This is a genomic window from Serratia sp. CY56464 (assembly GCF_052168435.1).
Lineage (GTDB): Bacteria > Pseudomonadota > Gammaproteobacteria > Enterobacterales > Enterobacteriaceae > Serratia > Serratia marcescens.
Map to the genome: position 1 here is coordinate 255,650 of NZ_JBJNMV010000004.1, position 15,814 is coordinate 271,463.

The 15,814-nt window shown below is 60.6% G+C and carries 16 protein-coding genes; 13 read left to right on the forward strand and 3 right to left on the reverse strand.

The features are described from left to right. Positions 1-58 precede the first annotated feature (58 nt). Positions 59-1,015: an AEC family transporter gene (locus tag ACJ8KE_RS19260; protein WP_016929458.1), complete on the forward strand. Its 957-nt coding sequence runs from the start codon at positions 59-61 to the stop codon at positions 1,013-1,015. On the opposite strand, the gene ACJ8KE_RS19265 is transcribed toward ACJ8KE_RS19260, so the two are convergent. Then, positions 996-1,325: a hypothetical protein gene (locus ACJ8KE_RS19265; protein WP_016929457.1), complete on the reverse strand. Its 330-nt coding sequence runs from the start codon at positions 1,323-1,325 to the stop codon at positions 996-998. The genes ACJ8KE_RS19260 and ACJ8KE_RS19265 overlap by 20 nt on opposite strands. A 151-nt stretch (positions 1,326-1,476) precedes the next feature. On the opposite strand from ACJ8KE_RS19265, the gene ACJ8KE_RS19270 reads away from it, so the two are divergent. Further along, on the forward strand, positions 1,477-2,337 hold the full coding sequence (locus ACJ8KE_RS19270) for a carboxylate/amino acid/amine transporter (protein WP_440804310.1): 861 nt from the start codon (positions 1,477-1,479) through the stop codon (positions 2,335-2,337). 16 nt (positions 2,338-2,353) lie between these two features. On the opposite strand, the gene metR is transcribed toward ACJ8KE_RS19270, so the two are convergent. Continuing rightward, positions 2,354-3,298, reverse strand: a complete 945-nt coding sequence (gene metR / locus ACJ8KE_RS19275; protein WP_016929455.1) for an HTH-type transcriptional regulator MetR — start codon at positions 3,296-3,298, stop codon at positions 2,354-2,356. A gap of 90 nt (positions 3,299-3,388) precedes the next feature. Here metR and metE point away from each other — a divergent pair, with 90 nt between their 5' ends. Further along, a complete protein-coding gene (gene metE, locus ACJ8KE_RS19280; protein ID WP_079452306.1) occupies positions 3,389-5,677 on the forward strand; it encodes a 5-methyltetrahydropteroyltriglutamate--homocysteine S-methyltransferase in 2,289 nt (762 codons plus the stop codon). Positions 5,678-5,761: 84 nt separating this feature from the next. Here the strand turns inward: metE and ACJ8KE_RS19285 are convergent, their stop codons facing one another. After that, the gene (locus ACJ8KE_RS19285) at positions 5,762-6,589 is read right to left on the reverse strand and encodes a dienelactone hydrolase family protein (RefSeq protein WP_033638980.1); all 828 of its coding nucleotides are present in this window, start codon (positions 6,587-6,589) and stop codon (positions 5,762-5,764) included. A 486-nt stretch (positions 6,590-7,075) separates the two neighbouring features. On the opposite strand from ACJ8KE_RS19285, the gene udp reads away from it, so the two are divergent. The 10 genes from udp to tatC all read left to right on the forward strand — a co-directional run bounded on the left by udp (position 7,076) and on the right by tatC (position 15,804). Next, positions 7,076-7,837: a uridine phosphorylase gene (udp, locus tag ACJ8KE_RS19290; RefSeq protein ID WP_004934432.1), complete on the forward strand. Its 762-nt coding sequence runs from the start codon at positions 7,076-7,078 to the stop codon at positions 7,835-7,837. Between the two features lie 129 nt (positions 7,838-7,966). Next, on the forward strand, positions 7,967-8,749 hold the full coding sequence (locus ACJ8KE_RS19295; protein ID WP_016929452.1) for a tyrosine-protein phosphatase: 783 nt from the start codon (positions 7,967-7,969) through the stop codon (positions 8,747-8,749). A gap of 79 nt (positions 8,750-8,828) precedes the next feature. Beyond that, entirely contained in the window at positions 8,829-9,359 is a 531-nt protein-coding gene (locus ACJ8KE_RS19300) for a DedA family protein (protein ID WP_004934438.1), read from the forward strand. 140 nt (positions 9,360-9,499) lie between these two features. Beyond that, positions 9,500-11,047 carry a DNA recombination protein RmuC gene (gene rmuC, locus ACJ8KE_RS19305; RefSeq protein ID WP_261460249.1) on the forward strand — a complete coding sequence of 516 codons (1,548 nt, stop codon included), beginning with the start codon at positions 9,500-9,502 and terminating at the stop codon, positions 11,045-11,047. 78 nt (positions 11,048-11,125) lie between these two features. After that, positions 11,126-11,881 (forward strand): bifunctional demethylmenaquinone methyltransferase/2-methoxy-6-polyprenyl-1,4-benzoquinol methylase UbiE, encoded by a 756-nt coding sequence (ubiE, locus tag ACJ8KE_RS19310; protein WP_004934443.1) that lies wholly within the window; start codon positions 11,126-11,128, stop codon positions 11,879-11,881. Between the two features lie 13 nt (positions 11,882-11,894). After that, entirely contained in the window at positions 11,895-12,503 is a 609-nt protein-coding gene (gene ubiJ, locus ACJ8KE_RS19315; protein WP_016929450.1) for a ubiquinone biosynthesis protein UbiJ, read from the forward strand. Beyond that, the gene (ubiB, locus tag ACJ8KE_RS19320; protein WP_004934451.1) at positions 12,500-14,131 is read left to right on the forward strand and encodes a ubiquinone biosynthesis regulatory protein kinase UbiB; all 1,632 of its coding nucleotides are present in this window, start codon (positions 12,500-12,502) and stop codon (positions 14,129-14,131) included. The genes ubiJ and ubiB overlap by 4 nt, the downstream gene beginning before the upstream one ends. Before the next feature lie 80 nt (positions 14,132-14,211). Next, the gene (tatA, locus tag ACJ8KE_RS19325) at positions 14,212-14,475 is read left to right on the forward strand and encodes a Sec-independent protein translocase subunit TatA (RefSeq protein WP_016929449.1); all 264 of its coding nucleotides are present in this window, start codon (positions 14,212-14,214) and stop codon (positions 14,473-14,475) included. Positions 14,476-14,478: 3 nt separating this feature from the next. Beyond that, the gene (tatB, locus tag ACJ8KE_RS19330) at positions 14,479-15,030 is read left to right on the forward strand and encodes a Sec-independent protein translocase protein TatB (protein WP_442517346.1); all 552 of its coding nucleotides are present in this window, start codon (positions 14,479-14,481) and stop codon (positions 15,028-15,030) included. 3 nt (positions 15,031-15,033) lie between these two features. Next, positions 15,034-15,804, forward strand: coding sequence for a Sec-independent protein translocase subunit TatC (gene tatC / locus ACJ8KE_RS19335; protein ID WP_033649673.1), 771 nt, complete (start codon positions 15,034-15,036; stop codon positions 15,802-15,804). Positions 15,805-15,814: the final 10 nt, after the last annotated feature.

Sequence of the window (15,814 nt, forward strand, 5' to 3'; positions counted from 1 at the left end):
CGGCGCCGATAAATCCCGCGACGACAAGCCTTGCCGCCGCGCCAACGGAAGGAATGCGATGCCAGGCTTTATGATGTCACTGTGGCACCAGATCGTGCTGTCTTTACCGCTGTTCGCCCTGATCGCGTTGGGTTATGGGCTGATTCGCTGGGGGAAATGGCCCTCCAGCATCACCGATGGCCTGACGCGTTTCGTGTTTTCCCTCGCCTTGCCCGCCATGCTGTTTCGCATGATGTGCGACTTCTCGCAGCGCCCGGCGGTCGACGCCCGGCTGTTGATCGCGTTCTTCGGCAGTTGCCTGATCGTGTTCGTGCTTGGCCGCCTGGTCGCCCGGCACCTCTTCCGGCTGGATGGCGTCGCCGGATCGGTGTTTGCGCTGGGCGGTATTTTCTCCAATAACGTGATGCTCGGTTTACCGATCGCCAGCGTAATGCTGGGGCAGGCGGCGATCCCGTCGGTGGCGCTGGTGCTGGTGTTCAACGGCCTGATCCTGTGGACGCTGGTCACGGTGTCGATCGAATGGGCGCGCAACGGCTCGCCGACGCTGGGGGGCTTTGCTAAAACCGCGCGCAGCGTGCTGACCAACCCGCTGATCGTCGGCATTTTGTCCGGCACGCTGTTTAGCCTGACCGGCTTGCCGCTGCCGGACTTCGTCGATCGACCGGTCAGCATGCTCGGCCAGGTGGCGGCGCCGCTGTCGCTGGTGGTGCTTGGCATGGGGCTCGCCGAGTACCGCATCAGCGAAGGCTGGCAGCTGAGCAGCGCCATCTGCGTGCTGAAGTTGCTGGTACAGCCGTTGGTGATTTGGCTGCTGGCCTGGATGATGGATCTGCCGCCGATGGAGACCCGGGTTGTGGTGCTGCTTGGGTCGATGGCGGTGGGGGTGAACGTCTACCTGATGTCGCGCCAGTTCAATACGCTCACCGGCCCTGCCGCCACCAGCCTGGTGATGTCCACCGTGCTGGCGGCGATCACCACGCCGCTGATCCTCACCGTTATGGGCGTGCGGGCGTAGCCGGCAGCGGCGCCTGCGGCACCGCCGGCGCGGTGCGATTGAACGGATCGCGCGGCTGGTTGCCGTTAGGCAGCAGTTGCCCGCCGTTCGGCGTGGTTTGCAACAGCTGTTGCCGTTGATTGTCGAACTGTCGCTGCTGCTGCAGGCGGCGTTGATCCATCTGCCGGTTGTTCAACAAGCGCTGTTGCTGCGCCTGCTGGCTGTTTTGGTTGAGTAACTGCTGCTGTGAGCGCAGGTCGGTTACGCCGTTGGCCGCCGCCGCCAACCCAGGCAGTAACAGCAGAGCGAACAGAATGTGAGACGTTTTCATGATGGTTACCTCGCCTTTTTATTAAGCCTAACTCAGCGGTGAAATTTTGCTGGTAGTTTGTCTTTTGTTCAGATGTAAACCGCCTTTCATCCCCTTATGCGTCCATCTTCCGTTACAATCGCCCTTTCGGTCTTTTTAGGGTGAACCCATCGTGCTGCTTTTGGTTATAACCACCATCCTGTGGGCGTTTTCTTTCAGCCTGATCGGCGAGTACCTGGCGGGCCATGTCGACAGCGGGTTCTCGGCGCTGGTGCGCATCGGGCTGGCGGCGCTGGTGTTCCTGCCGTTCCTGCGCTGGCGCAATATCAAGCCCAGGGTGATCCTGCTGTATATGCTGGTGGGCGCCTTCCAGCTGGGCATCATGTATCTGTTCAGCTTCCGCGCCTATCTCTACCTGACGGTACCCGAATTCCTGCTGTTCACCGTGTTGACGCCGCTGTACATCACGCTGATCTACGACTTACTGAGCGGCCGCCGTCTGCGCTGGGGCTATGTGTTCAGCGCGCTGCTGGCGGTGCTGGGCGCGGCGATCATTCGCTATCACCAACTGAGCGAACACTTCTGGTGGGGGCTGCTGTTGGTGCAGGCGGCGAACATCAGCTTCGCCATCGGCATGGTCGGCTATAAGCGCCTGATGGAAGTGCACCCCTTGCCGCAGCACACCGCCTTTTCCTGGTTCTACCTGGGGGCGGCGGCGGTGGCGGTAGTGGCCTGGTTCCTGTGGGGCAATCCGCAGCAGCTGCCAACCACCAACCTGCAGTGGGGCGTGCTGATCTGGCTGGGCGTGGTGGCGTCGGGGCTGGGCTATTTCATGTGGAACTACGGCGCGACGCAGGTGGATGCCGGCACGCTCGGCATCATGAACAACATGCATGTGCCGGCCGGCTTGTTGGTCAACCTGGCTATCTGGCAGCAGCAGCCGCACTGGCCGAGCTTTATCATCGGCGGGGCGGTGATCGTCACTTCGCTGTGGGTGCACCGCCGCTGGGTGGCGCCGAAACAGCTCGGCTAAACGGGGGGCCGACAGTTTATACGCCGGCCGCCAACGCTTTGGCGCCGGTCGCGCCGGGGCGTGCCGCATCGCGCACGAACGGCAGATGATCGCAGGCGTGCTGGCGGGCCGAGCGGATAAAGGCTTCGGTCACCGCCTGGCGCTGTTCGCCGTCGCGCACGGCGGCGTACAGGCGGCTCCACAGGCCGTCACCCAGGGTTTTGGTCACCACCAGCCCCTGCCGTTCGAAACTCTCCACCACCCAGTGCGGCAGCGCCGCAATCCCCATCCGCGCCGATACCATCTGGATCAGCAGCAGTGTGTTATCGACGTTCTTCAATGCCGGGTTAACGCCCGCCGGCTGCAGGAAATGCCGCCAGATATCCAGCCGCTGGCGCTGCACCGGGTAAATCAACAGCGTTTCATCGCTCAAGTCTTCTGGCTCGATGTGCGGCTTGCCGGCCAGCGGATGATCCGGCGCCAGCACCAGACGCACCTCGAAATCGAACATCGGCGAATAGTGCAGGCCGCTGCGCGGCAGAATATCCGACGTCATCACCAGATCCAGCTCGCCCTGTTGCAGGGCCGGCTGCGGATCGAAAGTCACGCCGGAAGTGAAGTCCATCACCACCTGCGGGAAACGCTGGCGGAAGTTGTCCAGCGCCGGCGTCAGCCACTGAATGCAGCTGTGGCATTCGATGGCGATGCGCAGCGTGGTCTGGTGCGGCTCGTGGCAGGCCTGCAGCGCCTGTTGGATCTGCGGCAGCACCTGTTCCGCCAGCTGCAGCAGGATCTCGCCCTGGGCGGTGAAGCGCAGCGGTTGGCTCTTGCGGACGAACAGCTTGAAGCCCAGACGTTGCTCAAGATCGCTGAACTGGTGCGACAGGGCAGACTGCGTCTGATGAAGTTGGGCCGCCGCCCCCGCCAGCGAACCGCTGTTGCGCAGAGCCTGCAGCGTCCGTAAATGTTTCAGTTCGATCATGAGAGTCCTTCACATTGACAGTGAATAAATTGCGCTTGTGGTTAATACAGTACCTGCTGATTATGGATGTGTAAACATCTGGACGGCTAAATGGGGAATATGACGATGGCAATTTTGAATCACACACTGGGTTTTCCTCGCGTTGGGCTACGACGTGAGCTGAAAAAAGCTCAGGAAAGCTACTGGGCCGGCAACTCAACGCAGGAAGAGCTGTTGGCGGTTGGCCGCGAGCTGCGCGCTCGTCATTGGCAGCAGCAACAACAGGCCGGGGTGGATTTGGTGCCGGTCGGCGATTTCGCCTGGTACGATCATGTGTTGACCACCAGCCTGCTGCTGGGGAATGTGCCGGCGCGCCATCAGAATGCGGATGGCTCTATTGATCTGGACACGCTGTTTCGCATCGGCCGTGGCCGCGCACCGACCGGCGAGCCGGCGGCCGCGGCGGAAATGACCAAATGGTTCAACACCAACTACCACTACATGGTGCCCGAATTCCAGCAAGGCCAGCAGTTCAAGCTGGGCTGGACTCAGCTGTTGGACGAAGTGGATGAAGCGCTGGCGCTCGGCCATCGCATCAAGCCGGTGCTGCTGGGGCCGCTGACCTATCTGTGGCTGGGGAAAGTGAAGGGTGAGCCGTTCGACCGCCTGTCGCTGCTGAAAGAGATTCTGCCTGTTTACCAGCAGGTGCTGGCCGAGCTGGCGAAGCGCGGCGTTGAGTGGGTGCAAATTGACGAGCCTGCGCTGGTGCTGGAGCTGCCGCAAGCCTGGCTGGACGCGTTCAAACCGGCTTACGATGCGCTGCAGGGGCAGGTGAAGCTGCTGTTGACCACGTATTTCGACAGCGTCGGCCATAACCTCGACACCATTCGCACGCTGCAAGTGCAGGGGCTGCACGTCGATCTGGTCGCCGGTCATGACGATATCGCCGCGCTGAGCGCCGCATTGCCGAAAGACTGGCTGCTGTCACTGGGGGTGATCAACGGCCGCAACGTTTGGCGCGCCGATCTGAGCCGCTGGTTTGAGCGCTTGCAGCCGCTGGTGGGTACTCGCCCGCTGTGGATTGGCTCCTCTTGTTCACTGTTGCACAGCCCGATCGACCTGAGTGTGGAAAGCCGTCTGGACGAAGAAGTGAAAAGCTGGTTCGCCTTCGCGCTGCAAAAATGCGCCGAACTGGCGCTGTTGAGCTCTGCGCTGAACGCGCCTGACGCGGCGAAACAGGCTGAACTGGACGCCTACAGCGCGCCGATCCGCGCCCGTCGTCAGTCGAGCCGTGTGCATAACCCACAGGTTGAGCGCCGGCTGGCCGCGATCACCGCGCAGGACAGTGAACGCCACAGCGCTTACGCCGAGCGCGCCAGGGCGCAGCGCGAGCGTTTCAACCTGCCGGCCTGGCCGACCACCACCATCGGTTCGTTCCCGCAGACCACCGAGATCCGCGGCCTGCGTCTCGACTTCAAACAGGGCCGTTTGGACGGCAATAACTACCGCACCAGCATCGGTGAGCACATCAAACAGGCGATTGTCGAGCAGGAACGTCTCGGGCTGGACGTGCTGGTGCACGGTGAAGCCGAGCGCAACGACATGGTGGAGTATTTCGGCGAGAACCTCGACGGCTTCGTGTTTACCCAGAACGGCTGGGTGCAGAGCTACGGCTCCCGCTGCGTGAAGCCGCCGGTCATCATCGGTGACGTCAGCCGCCCGGAAGCCATCACCGTCGAATGGGCCAAATTCGCCCAGTCGCTGACCGACAAACCGGTGAAAGGCATGCTGACCGGGCCGGTGACCATCCTGTGCTGGTCGTTCCCGCGTGAAGATGTGACCCGCGAAGTGATCGCCAAGCAGATTGCGCTGGCGCTGCGCGACGAGGTGGAGGATCTGGAAAAAGCCGGCATCGGCATCATCCAGATCGACGAACCTGCGCTGCGCGAGGGGCTGCCGCTGCGCCAATCCGACTGGGCCGCCTACCTGAATTGGGCGGTGGACGCCTTCAAACTGAATGCCGCCGTGGCGCGGGATGACACCCAGATCCACACCCACATGTGTTACTGCGAGTTCAACGACATCATGGAATCCATCGCCGCGCTGGACGCCGACGTGATCACCATCGAGACCTCGCGTTCCGATATGGATCTGTTGGAAGCCTTCAAAGAGTTCGAATACCCGAACGAAATCGGGCCGGGCGTCTACGACATCCACTCGCCGAACGTGCCGAGCGTGGAATGGATCGAAGCGCTGCTGCGTAAAGCGGCGCAGAACATCCCGGCGGAACGCCTGTGGGTCAATCCGGATTGCGGCCTGAAAACTCGCGGCTGGCCGGAAACCCGGCAGTCGCTGGCCAACATGGTATTGGCGGCGCAGCGCCTGCGCGAGCACGCGTGATGCCGTGCGGCGGATGAACCGCCGCTTATAGATTTACTGGTGTGATGATTGGGCGCTTCGGCGCCCTTTTTTATGCGAGGGACATTATTTGACGCCGTGCTGGGCGAACCACGCCAGCATGCGCTGCCAGCCGTCCTCCGCCGCTTCGGCGTTGTAGCTGGGGCGATAGTCGGCGTTGAATGCGTGCCCGACGCCAGGATATACCACGATTTCGGCCTCGGCGTTGGCGGCGCGGATCGCCTGACGCATGGTTTCCACCGTCTCCAGCGGAATGCCGCTGTCCTGCCCGCCATACAGCCCCAGCACCGGCGTTGACAGGTGGGTTGCGACATCGACCGGATGCTTCGGTGAATTCAGCGTTTTCTCGCCGACCAGTTTGCCGTACCAGGCGACCGCCGCCTTCAACTGCGGGTTGTGCGCCGCGTACAGCCAGGTAATGCGGCCGCCCCAGCAGAAACCGGTGATCGCCAGCTTGCCGGCGTCGCCGCCGTGGCGAATAGCCCAGTGCGCGGCGTGATCCAGATCGGACAACACCTGACGATCCGGCACCTTGGTCACCAACTGCTGGAACAGCTCGCCGATATCGCTGTAGTCGTTGGCATCGCCCTGGCGGAAATAGAGCTCGGGCGCGATCGCCAGATAGCCCTGCTTGGCCAGGCGACGGCACAGATCCTGAATATGTTCATGGACGCCGAAGATTTCCTGCACCACCAGCACGATGGGAAAGGGGCCGTTATGGTCGGCGGGTTTGGCGACGTAGGCCGGCAGCGCGTCGCCCTGAGAAGGGATGGTCGTTTGCCCGGCGTGAATGCCCTGTTCGTCGGTGATAATCGCGGAGGTGGCCAACGGCGCGGCGGCCGGGGCGAATCCCCCCTGAGCCTGTTCTAATGTCATCACATGTTCGGTTTTCATTGCGGTCTCCGTGCAATAGAAAAAAGCGCTGAGATTAACTATAGGAAAGATTACCCATTATTGGCGCTGCGTGGCGCACTTTCGGACAAGTCGATAAAAAACGGCTAATTATCTGGCTTTGCGGCATTTTTAAGCGCTTTTTATCATGTTATTACGCGTTTTGGCCCGCGTAAGTGCCATAAGGTGCGTTAGAGGGCTTTTTTGTCCCTAAGCAACCGATAAGATGGGGGTATTTCGAATTGATGCGCTAAATAGTTTCAGTCGGCAACCAACGGGCAGGGAGCGGCAAGGTTTATCGGCTAGACTGAGGTTTAGCGGTTTGAGGGCGGCTCATTAATGGGTTTTTTGTGACTTAATTCACAAAAAATATGTAGCATGTCATTTGTTTCTCTTTTCATAGTGACCATCGTCACGAAATTAAGCGGCGATTTTCAGTAGAGTGCTTTTTTGTTCCTCCCAATAAACATGATCCATGAGGAGTCTCGTATGTCTCAGTCTGACGTTTTTCATCTCGGCCTCACCAAGAACGATTTACAAGGGGCCCAGCTTGCCATCGTGCCGGGCGATCCGCAGCGCGTAGAGAAGATTGCCAAGCTGATGGAAAATCCGGTGCATCTGGCCTCCCATCGTGAATTCACCACCTGGCGCGCAGAGCTGGACGGCAAGGCGGTGATCGTCTGCTCCACCGGTATCGGCGGCCCGTCTACCTCTATCGCGGTGGAAGAGCTGGCGCAGCTGGGCATTCGCACCTTCCTGCGCATCGGCACCACCGGCGCCATTCAGGCCAATATCAACGTCGGTGACGTGCTGGTGACTACGGCGGCGGTACGCCTCGACGGCGCCAGCCTGCACTTTGCGCCGATGGAGTTTCCGGCGGTCGCGGACTTCGCCTGCACCACCGCGCTGGTGGAAGCGGCCAAAGCCAGCGGCGCGACCACCCACATTGGCGTAACCGCTTCTTCCGATACTTTCTACCCGGGCCAGGAACGTTACGACACCTACTCCGGCCGCGTGGTCAGCCGTTTTAAAGGCTCGATGGAAGAGTGGCAGGCGATGGGCGTGATGAACTATGAAATGGAATCCGCCACGCTGCTGACCATGTGCGCCAGCCAAGGCCTGCGCGCCGGCATGGTGGCTGGGGTGATCGTTAACCGCACCCAGCAAGAGATCCCGAACGCCGAAACCATGAAAAACACCGAAAGCAAAGCGGTGCAGATCGTGGTGGACGCCGCCCGCCGTCTGCTGTAATCGCCTCCCCTCAACGGGCCGCCGACGCGGCCCGTTTTTCCATTCGCGGCTAATCTGTTACGGTGATACTCCTCAGCGCTGCGCCGATGGCTGCCGCGCGTTGTCATAACAAAAACAACGAGGACGTTTATGACCGCCCAGATCCTGCTTCATCCTTCGCTTGCGCCGCTCGACGGCGGCATTAACTTCCGTGACTTCGGCGGCAACGGCGTGGCCGACGGGCGCCGCATCAAACGCGGCCTGCTGTTCCGCTCCGGTTCTCTCGAGCGGCTGACGGAAAACGACTGCACTTTCCTCGCTGGAGTGCCGGTGCGTTCGGTGCTGGACTACCGCGATGCCGACGAGGTGCAGGCCAAACCGGATATTCTGTGGAATGGCGCCGACTATCACCATGTGCCGGCCAACCCGCTGAGCAGCGAAGTCAACGCCAACCTGGAAAAGCTCACCAACGAAACGCTGGCCGCTTTCGACGCTCGTGCGTTCATGCTGGAGCTGTATCGCCGTCTGCCGTTCGGCAATGCGGCCTATCAGCGGCTGGCGCAGCTGTTGAGCAACCCTGGCGGCGGCGCGATCGTGCAACACTGCGCGGTCGGCAAGGATCGCACCGGGGTCGGTTCGGCGTTGGTGCTGTTCGCGCTGGGGGCCGACGAAGCGACGGTGCTGGAAGACTATCTGCTGACCGAAACCACGCTGGCCACTTTCCGCGAACAGATGCTGGATCAGCTCTCTATCAAGCTGAATGCGGCGGCGCTGGAGCAATTCGCCTACGTGCTCAGCGCGCGCGAGGAGTTCCTGATGACGGCGCTGGGCTGCATCCGCCGGCAATACGGCTCCACCGACCGCTGGCTGGAAGCGGAATACGGCCTGGGCGCGGCCCAGCGCGAAGCGCTGCAGGCATTCTACCTCGAGTAAATTGCCGCGTGTTTAGCCGGGGTTTAACTCGCCCCGGCTTATCCTAGGCGGCGAACCATCGCGTATCAGGAGCCCCGTATTGAGCCTCAATGACGTTATCAACTGGGTCAGCGATGTCGTGCGTCAGCACGAAGGCTGGGCCATTCCCATCATTTTCTTCCTGGCGTTCGGCGAGTCGCTGGCGTTTTTGTCGCTGCTGCTGCCGGCCACGGTGATCCTGCTGGCGTTGGGCGCGCTGATCGGCGAAAGCGGCATCGCCTTTTGGCCGATTTGGGCCGCCGCCGCCGCCGGGGCGTTTTTCGGCGACTGGCTCTCTTACTGGATCGGCTATCACTATCAGGATCGCGTGGCCCATATGTGGCCGCTGTCGCGCAATCCGCAGCTGCTGGCGCGCGGCCACGCCTTCTTCGAGCGCTGGGGCGTGCTGGGCATTTTCATCGGCCGCTTCTTCGGCCCGCTGCGCGCCGTGGTGCCGCTGGTGGGCGGCATTTGCGGCATGCCGCAGCGCTATTTCCAGCTGGCCAACGTCACGTCGGCGATGATCTGGGCGTTTGGCATTCTGGCGCCGGGGGCATTCGGCATCAAGTGGCTCAGCCAGTGGCTGGGCTGATTTCTCGCTAAATTGCGCAGCGCCGCGCAATATTGTGCGCGGCCGGCAAAATCAGGCTGGACATCCATACAGCCTCCCCTTAACGTGACGGGCAATGGGCGAGCAAAACGCCGCAACGGCTAGGTGCAACAGGAGGCAGGGTGGATACCAGTCTGATTTATGGGATTGGCGGCGTCGCGATCGGCATGCTGTTGGGGTGGCTGATCGCCAGTCTGCGGGTGCAGCAGACGCATGCGCAACATGAAACCGAACTGCGGTTGCTGGAGCAAGCGTTGCAGCAGGCGCAGCAGGAAACGGCCGTGCGGCAGGAAACGCTACAGCGCCACGAGCAGCAGTTGCGCCAGAGCGAGCTGGAGCTGCGCAATCTGCACAGCCAACTGGCGGCCGGGCATGAGAAGCTGCAACAGCTCACCCATTGGCGCAACGAATGCGAGCTGCTCAACCAAGAGCTGCGCGCCCAGCGCGAGGTTAACAGCGCGCAGGAGGCTGAGCTGCGCGAAGTCACCATCCGTCTGGAAGAGACGCGCATGGCGGCGGAGGAGAAACAGCGTCTGCTGATCAACAGCGAACAGCGCCTCACCACCCAGTTTGAAAACCTCGCCAACCGCATTTTTGAACACAGCGGCCGCAAGGTTGACGAGCAAAATAAGCAAAGCCTGGATCGTTTACTGCTGCCGTTGCGCGAACAGCTGGACGGTTTTCGCCGTCAGGTGCAGGACAGCTTCGGCCAGGAAGCGCGGGAGCGCCACACGCTGACGCATGAGATACGCAATCTGCAGCAGTTGAACGCGCAGATGGCGCGTGAGGCGATCAACCTCACCAAGGCGCTGAAAGGCGACAACAAAACGCAGGGCAACTGGGGCGAGGTGGTGCTGAGCCGGGTGCTGGAGGCCTCCGGTCTGCGCGAAGGGCATGAGTATGAAACGCAGGTCAACGTGCGGGTGGATCATCAGAGCCGCATGCAGCCTGATGTGATCGTACGCCTGCCGCAGGGCAAGGATGTGGTGATCGATGCCAAGATGTCGCTGATCGCCTACGAGCGCTATTTCAACGGCGAGGATGAGGCGGAGCGCGAAGCGGCGCTGAGCGAACATATTGCCTCGCTGCGCGGCCACATCCGCATGCTGGGTCGCAAGGACTACCAGCAGCTGCCGGGGCTGCGTTCTCTGGACTATGTGCTGATGTTCATTCCGGTCGAGCCCGCCTTCCTGCTGGCTATCGATCGCGAGCCGGAGCTGATCAGCGAAGCGCTTAAGCACAACATCATGCTGGTCAGCCCGACCACGTTGCTGGTGGCGCTGCGTACCATCACCAACCTGTGGCGCTATGAGCATCAGAGCCAGAACGCCCAGCGCATCGCCGATCGCGCGGCGAAACTGTATGACAAGATGCGGCTGTTCGTGGACGATATGTCCGCACTGGGGCAGAGCCTGGACAAGGCGCAGGGCAGTTATCGTCAGGCGATGAACAAACTGAGCGAAGGCCGTGGTAATCTTATCGGCCAAATTGAAGGTTTCCGCGCGTTGGGGGTTGAAGTCAAACGGCCGATAAACCCGCTGCTGGCGCAGCAAGCCGGCGCGCAACACGATGAAGCGGAAGAGGCGAACGACGATGATGTCGCCGCGCTGCCGCAGACGAACGACGATGACGATACCACCGGGGAATCGGGCTTCGTTTCGCACGGCTGAGGCCGTGGCGAGGTGGGGTATTTCCCGGGCTTCTGGTACACTCATCCACACAAAATTGACTGAATAGCAGGCAGGACAATGGCAGATCAATCGCAGGAAACCACCGATTTCGGTTTTCGCACCGTCGCTAGAGACGAAAAACAGGCCATGGTGGCGGACGTTTTTCATTCGGTAGCGGCAAAGTATGACGTGATGAACGACCTGATGTCGTTCGGTATTCACCGTATCTGGAAGCGTTTCACCATTGACTGCAGCGGCGTGCGCCGCGGGCAGCGCGTGCTGGATCTGGCCGGCGGTACCGGCGACCTGGCCGCCAAGTTCTCCCGCATGGTCGGCGAGCAGGGGCAGGTGGTGCTGGCGGACATCAACGATTCGATGCTCAAGATGGGGCGCGAGAAGCTGCGCGATCGCGGCATCGTCGGCAACATCAATTACGTGCAGGCCAACGCCGAAGCGCTGCCGTTCCCGGACAATTACTTCGATTGCATCACCATCTCCTTTGGCCTGCGTAACGTCACCGACAAAGACAAAGCGTTGCGCTCGATGTTCCGCGTGCTGAAACCGGGCGGCCGTCTGCTGGTGCTGGAGTTCTCCAAGCCGCTGCTGGCGCCGCTGAGCAAAGCCTATGACGCCTACTCTTTCCACGTGCTGCCGAAGATCGGCGAGTTGGTGGTGAAAGATCCTGACAGCTACCGTTACCTGGCGGAATCGATCCGCATGCACCCCGATCAGGAAACCCTGAAGGGCATGATGGGCAACGCCGGTTTTGAAAACGTCACCTATTTCAACCTGACCGGTGGGATTGTCGCCCTGCATCGCGGCTTCAAGTTCTGAGAGGGAGATGCCGATGCTGTTTACCCCTCTGCTGACCGGCGCGTTGGAAACCTCGCTGAATAACCTGCTGTTTCGCGATCGCAGCATGAAAGCCGCCCGCCAACGCCTGGCGGGCAAGGTGCTGCGCATCGAACTGGAAGAGCTGGCTTCACCGCTGGTGCTGGTGTTCAGCGAACTGCGCGTGGATGTGCTGGGGCAGTCTGAAGACAGCGCCGATTGCACCGTGCGTAGCCGCATTCCCGCCTTACTTAAGCTGCGCGATCGCCAGCAGCTGCCGGTGCTGATGCGCAGCGGCGAATTGACGGTGGAAGGCGATATTCAGGTGGTGCAACAGTTGGTTGGCCTGCTCGATCTGGCGGAGTGGGATCCGGCGGAATGGCTGGCGCCCTACATCGGCGATATTGCCGCCCAAGGCATTACACAGGCGCTGGGTAAAGGCGCCTCGCTGCTGAAAGCTGGCTTTATGCGCCGGCAGCAGGGGATGGCGGAGGCGTTGACCGAAGAGTGGCGCCTGGCGCCGGGGCCGCTGGAAGTGGTGTGGTTCAACGAAGAAGTTGACGCACTCGCCCGCAGCGCGGAGGCGCTGTCTGCCCGCATGGACAAGTTGGAGGGCAAGCGATGACCCCAGGCGAACTGCGCCGTTTGTATTTTATCGTCCGCGTTTTTCTCAGCTACGGGCTGGACGAGCTGATCCCTAAAATGCGTTTGACGCTGCCGCTGCGCTTTGGCCGCCGGCTGCTGTTCTGGATGCCGAATCGGCATAAGGACAAACCGTTGGGTGAACGTCTGCGGCTGGCGCTGCAGGAATTGGGGCCGGTCTGGATCAAGTTCGGCCAAATGATGTCGACCCGCCGCGATCTGTTTCCGCCGCACATTGCCGATCAGCTGACGCTGCTGCAGGATCGGGTGGCGCCTTTCGATGGCGCGTTGGCGCGTAAGCATATCGAGCTGGCGATGGGCGGCCCGCTGGAGACCTGGTTTGATGACTTCGATCAGCAGCCGCTGGCCTCTGCCTCGATCGCGCAGGTGCATACCGCGCGGCTGAAAACCACCGGCCAGGAAGTGGTGCTGAAGGTGATCCGGCCGGATATCGGGCCGATTATCAAGGCCGACGTGCGTCTGATGTACCGGCTGGCAGGCTGGGTGCCGAAGCTGTTGCCGGACGGTCGCCGTTTGCGCCCGCGCGAAGTGGTACGCGAGTACGAGAAAACCCTGCTGGACGAGTTGAACCTGCTGCGCGAAGCGGCTAACGCCATTCAGCTGCGCCGCAATTTCGACGGCAGCCCCATGCTGTACGTACCGGAAGTTTATTCCGACTACTGCCGCGAAAGCGTATTGGTGATGGAGCGCATTTACGGCATTCCGGTATCGGACATCGCCACGCTGGAACAGCAGGGCACCAACATGAAACTGTTGGCGGAACGCGGCGTCCAGGTGTTCTTTACCCAGGTCTTCCGCGACAGCTTCTTCCATGCGGACATGCATCCCGGTAATATTTTCGTCAGCTACGAACATCCGGAAGATCCTTGCTACATAGGTATCGACTGCGGCATCGTCGGTTCGCTGAACAAGGATGATAAACGCTACCTGGCGGAAAACTTCATCGCCTTCTTCAATCGCGATTACCGCAAGGTGGCGGAACTGCACGTCGACTCCGGGTGGGTGCCGCGCGACACCAACGTGGAAGACTTCGAATTCGCCATCCGCACCGTGTGCGAGCCGATTTTCGAGAAGCCGCTGGCGGAGATTTCCTTCGGCAACGTGCTGCTGAACCTGTTCAACACTGCACGACGCTTCAATATGGAAGTGCAGCCGCAGCTGGTGTTATTGCAGAAGACCTTGCTGTATGTTGAAGGTCTGGGGCGTCAGCTCTACCCGCAGCTGGATCTGTGGACTACCGCCAAGCCGTTCCTCGAGAGCTGGCTGCGCGATCAGGTCGGCATTCCTGCCGTGGTGCGTGCGCTGAAAGAGAAAGCGCCGTTCTGGGCGGAGAAGCTGCCGGAACTGCCCGAGCTGTTTTACGACAGCCTGCAGCAGCATAAACTGTTGCAACAAAGCGTTGATAAGCTGACCAACCAGATGCAGGCTCAGCGGGTTCGTCAGGGGCAGTCACGTTATTTGTTCGGCGTTGGCGCTACACTGTTGGTAAGCGGCACGCTGCTGCTGCTGGGGCAAATCGAGGTGTTTCCCGCCTGGATGATGGCCGCCGGCATCGTATGCTGGGTGATTGGCTGGAAGCGAACCACCTGATTTAATTCGTCACTCTGGTAAAGTCGGCCCTATAATGCGGGCTGGCTTTAAAAGACCCTTTAAAATTAGAGGTAATTAAAATGGGCGGTATTAGTATTACGCAATTGTTGATCATCGCAGTGATCGTGGTGCTGTTGTTCGGTACCAAAAAACTGCGCACGCTGGGCTCCGATCTCGGCGCCTCGATCAAGGGCTTCAAGAAGGCGATCGGCGACGATACGCCGTCGACCCCCAACACGGCTGAGAAAAGCAGCCTGGATGACGCTGACTTCTCGGCCAAGCCTATTACCGAAAAGCAGCCGGAAGTGAAACCGGAAGAGTCGAAGAACAAAGAGCAGGTATAAACCGTGTTTGACATTGGGTTTAGTGAGCTGCTGCTGGTGCTGGTGATCGGCCTGGTTGTTCTGGGGCCGGAACGCTTGCCGGTCGCGGTCAGAACGGTATCGGGCTGGATCCGCGCGCTGCGCTCGCTGGCGGCCTCGGTGCAGCACGAACTGTCTCAGGAACTGAAGCTGCAGGAACTGCAGGACAGCCTGAAAAAAGCGGAACAGGCTGGCTTGCAGAACCTGACGCCGGAACTGAAGGCGTCGATGGATGAGCTGAAAGACGCGGCGGAATCATTGAAACGCACCTACCAGGGCGAGAAAGAAGAGCTGGCGAACACCATTCATAACCCGCAGATTACCGATCCGGAAGCCTTGCACGACGGCGTGACGCCGGCGGAAGCGGCAACCCGCGCCAACGCGCCCGCCGCCGTGCCAAAACCGGCCACGGAACCTGAAGCCGTCGCGCCGGTGGCGGCGCAACCGGCTAAAGCGCCGGTGGAAACCGCGTCGGCACCTGTCGAACCTGTTGCGGATAAAACCCCAGCGTCTCACCAACCTAGTGGCGATCGTTAATACATGGCTGTTGAAGATACCCAACCCCTTATCAGTCATCTGATAGAGCTGCGCAAGCGGCTGTTGAACTCGATTATTTGCGTGCTGGCGGTGTTCGTGGTGCTGGTGTTTTTCGCCAACGACATCTACCAACTGGTGTCTGCGCCGCTGCTGAAGCAGTTGCCGGCCGGGGCGAGCATGATCGCCACTGACGTGGCGTCACCGTTCTTTACCCCGATCAAATTGACCATGATCGTCTCGGTGTTCGTCTCCGCGCCGATGATTTTGTATCAGGTGTGGGCATTCATCGCGCCGGCGCTGTACAAGCATGAACGCCGCCTGATGATGCCGCTGCTGGTGTCCAGCAGCCTGCTGTTCTACCTCGGCATGGCTTTCGCCTACTTCATCGTGTTCCCGCTGGCCTTCGGCTTCTTCGCCAAGACCGCGCCGATGGGGGTGACCATTGCGACCGACATTAAAAACTACCTCGATTTCGTCATGGCGCTGTTTATGGCGTTCGGCGTTGCCTTCGAAGTGCCGGTCGCCATCATTCTGCTGTGCTGGAGTGGCGTCACCTCGCCGGAAGATCTGAAGAAGAAACGGCCGTATGTGTTGGTTGGCGCGTTTGTGGTCGGCATGCTGTTGACGCCGCCAGACGTGTTCTCGCAAACCTTGTTGGCAATACCGATGTATCTGCTGTTTGAAGTGGGGGTGTTCTTCGCTCGCTTCTATACCGGCAAACGTCGTCCGCAAGCGGAAGAAGAAGACGAGGGTGACGAACCCCCAGCCTCCTGATCCACATTGA